Source organism: Zarconia navalis LEGE 11467, from assembly GCF_015207075.1.
In the GTDB taxonomy this organism is placed as follows: domain Bacteria; phylum Cyanobacteriota; class Cyanobacteriia; order Cyanobacteriales; family Geitlerinemataceae; genus Zarconia; species Zarconia navalis.
The window spans coordinates 1-7,001 of sequence record NZ_JADEXN010000282.1; the positions used below are offsets into that span (position 1 = coordinate 1).

Annotated in this window: 7 protein-coding genes; 4 read left to right on the top strand and 3 right to left on the bottom strand. The window is 53.6% G+C overall.

Annotated elements, in window-relative coordinates; all coding sequences use genetic code 11:
- From IQ235_RS14715 to IQ235_RS14725, 3 genes are all read right to left on the bottom strand, one after another.
- Positions 1 to 618, bottom strand: a 618-nt coding sequence (locus IQ235_RS14715) for a hypothetical protein (protein WP_264322199.1), incomplete at its 3' end; no start/stop codon positions are given.
- 38 nt (positions 619 to 656) lie between these two features.
- Positions 657 to 1,907 (bottom strand): hypothetical protein, encoded by a 1,251-nt coding sequence (locus IQ235_RS14720; RefSeq protein WP_264322200.1) that lies wholly within the window; start codon positions 1,905 to 1,907, stop codon positions 657 to 659.
- Positions 1,870 to 3,405 (bottom strand): filamentous hemagglutinin N-terminal domain-containing protein, encoded by a 1,536-nt coding sequence (locus tag IQ235_RS14725; protein WP_319592598.1) that lies wholly within the window; start codon positions 3,403 to 3,405, stop codon positions 1,870 to 1,872. The genes IQ235_RS14720 and IQ235_RS14725 overlap by 38 nt, the downstream gene beginning before the upstream one ends.
- 81 nt (positions 3,406 to 3,486) lie before the next feature.
- Between IQ235_RS14725 and IQ235_RS14730 the strand changes: the two genes are divergently transcribed.
- From IQ235_RS14730 to IQ235_RS14745, 4 genes are all read left to right on the top strand, one after another.
- Positions 3,487 to 3,657 (top strand): hypothetical protein, encoded by a 171-nt coding sequence (locus IQ235_RS14730; protein ID WP_264322201.1) that lies wholly within the window; start codon positions 3,487 to 3,489, stop codon positions 3,655 to 3,657.
- Between the two features lie 208 nt (positions 3,658 to 3,865).
- A complete protein-coding gene (locus IQ235_RS14735; RefSeq protein WP_264322202.1) occupies positions 3,866 to 4,735 on the top strand; it encodes a helix-turn-helix transcriptional regulator in 870 nt (289 codons plus the stop codon).
- Positions 4,736 to 4,781: 46 nt separating this feature from the next.
- Positions 4,782 to 5,669, top strand: coding sequence for an SDR family NAD(P)-dependent oxidoreductase (locus IQ235_RS14740; protein WP_264322203.1), 888 nt, complete (start codon positions 4,782 to 4,784; stop codon positions 5,667 to 5,669).
- A 256-nt stretch (positions 5,670 to 5,925) separates the two neighbouring features.
- On the top strand, positions 5,926 to 7,001 hold a 1,076-nt coding region (locus IQ235_RS14745), incomplete at its 3' end, for an aldo/keto reductase (protein WP_264322204.1).

Below are 7,001 nucleotides of genomic sequence, written 5' to 3' on the forward strand. Positions count from 1 at the left end.
GGTATCGGCAATGTTGGGTGCATTGATGGTTCCTGTGGTATCGGCAATGTTGGGTGCATTAATGGTTCCTGTGGTATCGGCAATGTTAGGTGCATTGATGGTTCCCGTGGTACCGGCAGTACCGGCAATACTCGGGGCGGTTAGTGCGACCACCGGAGACGGTGCAGAGGGCGCATTAGGGGCATTCCCCCCCCCGACAGTACCGGTATTGGTCGTGCGAAACGGGACTTTGAGGCTGACACGATTACCCGATCCGCTAATCACCGTTCCAATGCGAATAGTAGTCCCTGCAGGAGTCCTTCCTGAATTGCCAAGTAACAAAGCCAATCTCTGAGTTGTTCCACTTTGACCTTCCGCTCGCGAATCGATCGTTGCACCTCGAGTATCGATCGTGCTGTTCCGTGCTAATGTCCTCAGCGTAATATTCCCGCCGCCAGAGGTGACATCTTGGGTGTCTATCCTGTTACTGCTCTTAAACTTAATATTCCCGCCGCCGGAGGTGACATCTTGGTTGGTGGTAATATTGCGACCGCTCAGTAGATCGATATTCCCGCCATTCGCCCTCGTTCCCGAGGAATCGATCGTGCCATTGCTGGAGATAGAGTTAGAGGATGTCAAGCTAATATTCCCGCCATCAGAGGTAAGATCTTGGGTCGTCAGATTTCCTTTACCGTGTAGGGTGACATCCCCCCCATTCCCCCCAGTTCCCGAGGAATCGATCGTGCCATTTGTCGTGTTAATCTCGCCATTAGACGACCGCAGCTCGATCGCGCCGCCATTGGAGTCGAGATGGCTTGTTGCCCTTGAAGGGTGACATTCTCGCCGCTACTGGTGAGAGTTCCGCCACTGGTATCAATTCCCCCATTGGTACTGCGAAGGTCGATTTCTCCGCCAGAACCCGAAACATTCATACTCGCCGTTGTCAAGTCATTCCTGGCGAATAGCGTCACATTGCTGCTGTTTCCGTTCTCGCTGGAGGTGTCGATATTTCCCGCCGTAAGACTCCCCGATTCGGCATGAAATTCTACCGCACCGCCATCGCCATCGATCGCCGATGCATCAACGCTTTCCGTGTCGATATTTCCCGTTTCGCTGTACAGCGTCACATCTGCGGCATTGTTGTTGGTGTTAGAGGTATTGAAATTATTGGCCGTAATATTGCCTTGGGCAGCAAGTTCGATCGACCCGCTTCCGGTATCTGCCGTCGAATCGAGAGTTCCGGTGGTGGTAATTTCCCCCGTAGTGCTGTTGAGGAGAATCTCCCCACCATTTGAAGTAATACTCGCTGCTGCTACATTGCCCGATCCCTGTAGAGTCACATTCTCGCCACCACTGGTTAAAGTTCCACGACTGGCAATACCCCCATTGGTACTGCGAAGATCGATTTCCCCGCCGGAAATGCCCGATGCATCGATACTTGCGGTGGTTACGTTTTCCAAACCTTGAAAGGTGACGTTGCCGCCGATGCTGTTGTCGCTAGAAGTATCAATATCCCCAGCAGCAATCGCCCCTTCTTGAGAAAATAAGAGAACTTCTCCTCCCTCGCTATCGATAGAAGACGCATCGATCGCATCTGCGGCAATATCCCCCGTCACGCTATACAGCGTCACATCCCCAGAATTGCCATCATCACTCGAAGCATCCAACCCACTGGCAGTAATATCCCCATTCGCTTGCAGGGCAATGAGTCCGCTATCTCCCGTCGCCGCCGTCGAATCCAGCAATCCGGTGGTGGAGATCGATCCGGCGATGCTATTGAGGAAAATCGTTCCCCCATTCGATTCGATCGATCCGGCAGCAATATTTCCAGGGGCTTCTAAAAAGGTCAGTCCCCCGATTCCCCCAGCATCGATGAGAATATTCCCGGCATCAATTCCGGGGGGGGGCAGCAGCGGTAGAGGCGGCACTGAATACCGTTCCCTCTTGGGTTGTCGTTCCTCCTGCGGCTAATGTAATCGGCGTTGGCGTTCTTCCCGCCCGCAAAATCAACACGGGTTCGTCGGCAATATTCGGATCGATGCCATTAATCGTAATGTTCCCCGTCGTAATTTCTCCGGTGGCTTCGATCACCAGCGATGGTCCCGTATAATCGCCGAAGGTGACATCCCCATTGGCGAAGATAATCGGATCGATGAGGCTGAAAAATTCCCCCGGTTCCCCATCCAGAGTCAGAATCGAGAAATTTCCCCCCGTTGAATAGTGGGCATCTCCCGAGATGAAGCCCCCGCTTGCCAAACTGAGATCGCCACCGCTGACGAAGGGGGTTTGGGGATGGTTCAAAGCCAGAATATCGATGCCGCGAGTCCCCCGCAGGGATAGATTGCCTCCGGCTTCCGTGAGAACCGGATTGGCGATGCTGTCGCGAACTTGCAGGGTATCCCCCGCTAGTAGGGTTAAATCGTCGGTAGTGGAGAGCTGACTTTCGGTTAAGGTTAAATTGCGATCGGCTGCGAGGATAGCACTGCCCGATCGCAGGTTCGGTTCTGAGTTCTTACCCCCAGCGACAGCGACATCCCCATCTTCCACTCGCAAGCCAGAACCCGTTAATGCCACCGTTCCGTCAGGATTCACCACGAGGGTATCGGCATCGGCAATCGATTCCCCTAAGGTTAACAATTCCGGTAGCGATCGCGGATTTAAAAGGGAAAAAGAAGAGGTTGCCGGCGAGACTTCCAGGCTGAGGATATTACCCTCGGCACTCAACCGCAGCAGGTTTTCCCCCGGTACTGCCGCCACCGAAATCTCGCCACCGTCGGCTTGCAGCGTTCCCGTACTCACCACCGTACCGCCAAACAAGCTCAAATTCGACCCCTCTGCCACGGTTAAATTCCCGTGATTGACGATCGCTCCCGGCTCGAAAATGGCAAAATCAAAAGCGTTGGGGGTTCCCACCAGGGCCGTATAATCGTTCGTGCCAAAGGCATTAAACCAACCGCCATCTAAGCCAATTCCCGTGGCGGTGGTGGCGGTAAACGAACTGGGAACGTTCAGTTGGGCGTTCTCGCCAAAAACAATCCCCGCCGGGTTCATTAAAAATAGGTTGGCGTTGCTTCCGGTGACTTCGATTAAGCCGTCGATGAGAGATGCATTGCCCCCCGTAATCCGTCCTAAAATATTTTGAATTTCCGGACACGATTGGAAGTTTGCCGTTTGTCCCGCATCCAAACCAAATTCCTGGAAACTGTGGAAGAGGTTGCTACCATCTCCGGAGGTTTGTCCCCCATGAATGTTGAATCGATCGCTCTCTGGGGTGACGAGGGTTCCGGTTCCATCGTTATCGGGGATAATCGGTTGAGCTAGGGCGATCGCCGGAGCGAAAATTGCCGTGCAGGTTGAGACAACCCACACCAGGGTGAAAGGTTTGGGATAAGACACGATGGGCAGCCATTCGCAATGGTTGCTCAATGAGCGCTCGGTTTTGTCAATTGCTAGGTAAGCGCTTCGCGAGGATCGCATAATCATCAATGGCATAATGACGATCGAATTTTGATTGAAGAACGCACTCGACTTCAAAAGGTGATGCGCCAGGAGATTGACGGCGTTCTCGGATTGGCGGGATTGAATAAAATTGAAATGCCATCTTTTTACTCTGAGGAGTTACGAGAATATCGTCAATCCCAACGGAATCAAAATCTTGTGCCATTTTTAGGATACTGAGTGCGGGAGTGGGAACTATCCCTCTTCTGTCACTTTCCGACATTCTGACGAAATTCTGTCATTACAGCCAACGACACCTAACGAGAGAATCAGAGTTTGACCCCCATTTTTCAGAGTCTGACAGAAGAGGAATAATTTGTAATTAACCCGTGGTCTTTCTTCCCCTGCCCACGGTAACTTGTGTCCGCGCCCGATATGGCGACTGCTTATGCCTCTTCCTCCCGCTAAAATTTTTGCCAATGTCTGGAAATCCCCAGAAATATTGCTCGAACAGTATATTTATACCCCTGGCTCGGTGGAGCCGCTCCCTTCCCACGCCCACGATGAATATCAGTTCGGGCTGAGCTATGACACTCAGGGAGAATATACCTATCGTGGAGCCACTCATCCAATTCCCATCGCCAGTTTGAGCGTCATTCATTCGGGGGAGGCGCATTCTCCAAGCCAGAGAACCGAACTACCTGCCCCGGCGACCTTTTGGATGATGCATATCGATCGAGCCGTTCTCCAAAGGGCGGCGGCGGAGATCGCCGAAAAGTCGGTTGGCGATCCGTTCCTGCCCACCCCATATCTTCGAGATCGAGATATCGTGCGCCAGTTCGAGCGAGTTTGTACGGCGATCGCCGATTCAGCGTCCCAACTGGAGCAAGAAACGAGTTTACTGGATTTTTTGACCCGCTCGATCGCCCGTCACGCCCAAAATTGCCCGACTGCCAGCGAGGGGCGATCGCCGAAACGGTCTATTTCTGAGGTTTGCGACTTTTTGCGGGCACATTTCGATCGAAATATCTCTCTAACCGAACTGTCCACCCTAGCGGGATTGAGCCGATTCCACCTCTGTCGGGTCTTTCGTCGCGAAACTGGGTTTTCCCCGAGTGCCTACCAACAACAACTGCGAATCGCTCAAAGCAAGAAACGACTCGCCCAGGGCACTCCCATTGCCAAAGTCGCCGCAGAGGTAGGATTTTACGACCAGAGTCATTTCGGTTGGTATTTCAAACGTTGGGTGGGAGTCACTCCCGGCAATTATGTCGCTCGGCGCAATATCGTCCTAGACAGTCTTGAAGAAGGTTCGTAAGATATGCCATTGCGATGGATTTTTTACGGTCACCCAAACAAACATCATGTCAGATTTCACTCGTCGCCAAATGATAACCGCCGGGGCGATCGCCGCGACGGGTCTTACCACGGCGATCGCGGCAGGTCGATCGACTGCCAATCCGCCCGATACACCCGAAGCTCAAAGCTCTGCTGCCGACCCTAACGGTCAGTTTTCTGGAAAAGTGGTTTTGATTACCGGAGCCACCTCTGGGATTGGCGCAACTACCGCAAAAGCCTTTGCCGAACGAGGTGCAAGCGTCTTCTTTTGCGGGCGGCGCGAGACGCTCGGGCAACAGATCGAAGCCCAAATCCGCGCTGGAGGGGGCGAGGCGACCTATATGCAAGCGGATGTGCGTCGGGCGGAGGAAGTCCAGGCGTTTGTCGAAGGTTGTATCGCCCGGTACGATCGCCTCGATGTTGCGTTTAACAATGCCGGAATCGATTATCCACCCGCCGCGATCGCCGATACCGACATTGACGAATTCGACGATTTGATGAATACCAATGCCCGAGGGGTATTTCTGGGGATGAAATACGAAATTCCCTATCTCCTCCAAACCAAAGGGGCAATAATTAACAACGCCAGTATTGGCGGTCATCGCGCCTTTGCTAATATCGTCGGCTACGGCGCGAGTAAAGCCGCAGTGATTCACATGACGAAAATGGCCGCCCAGGAATACGGCAAAGATATCCGCATCAATGCGATCGCTCCGGGCGCGATCGATACCCCAATGTTGGATCGGGTGAAGCGAGATTGGGAGGTGAGCGAAGAACAGCTCGTTTCCCCCTACCCCATACAGCGGGTGGGGCAACCCGAAGAAGTCGCCAAGGCAGTCACGTGGTTGGCTTCAGATGCCGCCTCCTATGTCTCGGGAATGCGATTCGATATTGATGGCGGGGGTTTGGGTTAGTTTTCCCCACAGGGGGAATGGGGAATGGTTGTATTCACTTTGTCAACTTCCCAATAATTGACTCAAAACCCGGATTTGGGGGGAAACCCCCGCGCGTGCCGGGTTTTTCGACAGATGATTGCGTCATTGACGCGCCCAGCAACTACCTTAAGTTGACACCACTACACAGGGGCGCTAACCCTACCGATCGCATCCTATTTTCGATTTCTCACAGTACTCAAGTCAGCACTCAAGTAAAAATTACAAAGGTAAAACCATGACTCTAGATAGCTATTACACCCTCGGCCGCAGTGGTTTGCGCGTCAGTCGCCTCGCTTTGGGGACGATGACGTTTGGTACGGAGTGGGGTTGGGGGGCCGATCGCGAAACGGCCAGTCAACTTTTTAATACTTACGTCGATGCTGGGGGCAATTTCATCGATACGGCCGACCTCTATACCAATGGCACCAGCGAAAAGTGGCTGGGGGAGTTCGTGCGAGAACGCAGCTTGCGCGATAAAGTGGCGATCGCCACCAAATTTTCCTACAACTCCGATCCGGGAAATCCCAACGCCGGGGGCAACAGTCGCAAAAACATTCTCCGGGCGGTTGAAGGGTCTCTCCAGCGTCTGGACACGGATTATATCGACCTCTACATCCTGCATACCTGGGATCGTATTACCCCGGCAGAAGAAGTGATTCGCACCCTCGACGATTTGGTGCGATCGGGCAAAGTTCGCTATATCGGTCTGTCGGACGTACCCGCCTGGTATGCCTCCCGCGCCCAGGCGATCGCCGAACTGCGCGGTTACGAGCCAATTTGCGCTCTCCAGTTGGAATACTCCCTGGTGGAGCGCAATATCGAGCATGAGTTCGTCCCTCTCGGCACTAGTCACGGCATGGGGATTATGGCCTGGAGTCCCCTCGCCAGCGGCTTGCTCAGCGGTAAGTATCGCCCCAGCGAGGAGACCGGCGGAGAAGGCAATGACGGCGAAGGGCGATTAGCCAAACTTGCCGGGGCCGATAATCCGGCATTTGATAAATTCACCGATCGCAACTGGAAAGTGACAGCCGAACTCGAAGCTGTTGCCAAAGAATTGAATCGCAGTATGGCTCAAGTTGCGGTGAACTGGGCTGCCAGCAAGCCTGGTATTGCCTCTGTCATTGTCGGGGCAACCAAGCTGCACCAACTCGAAGACAATCTCCAAGCACTCGATTTTACCCTCCCCGACGAACTGCGCGATCGTCTCGATGGCCTCGGCACTCCCACCCCCACATTCCCCTACTCCTTCTTTACTCCGGGAATGCAAGCAATGCTCACCGGCGGAGCAGTCGTCGGTGATAAGCCAGAATG

What these genes read in the sequence shown, in the direction of transcription:
- IQ235_RS14740 (WP_264322203.1), top strand. Translation starts at nt 4,782, where the DNA reads ATGTCAGATTTCACTCGTCGCCAAATGATAACCGCCGGGGCGATCGCC.
- IQ235_RS14735 (WP_264322202.1), top strand. Translation starts at nt 3,866, where the DNA reads ATGCCTCTTCCTCCCGCTAAAATTTTTGCCAATGTCTGGAAATCCCCA.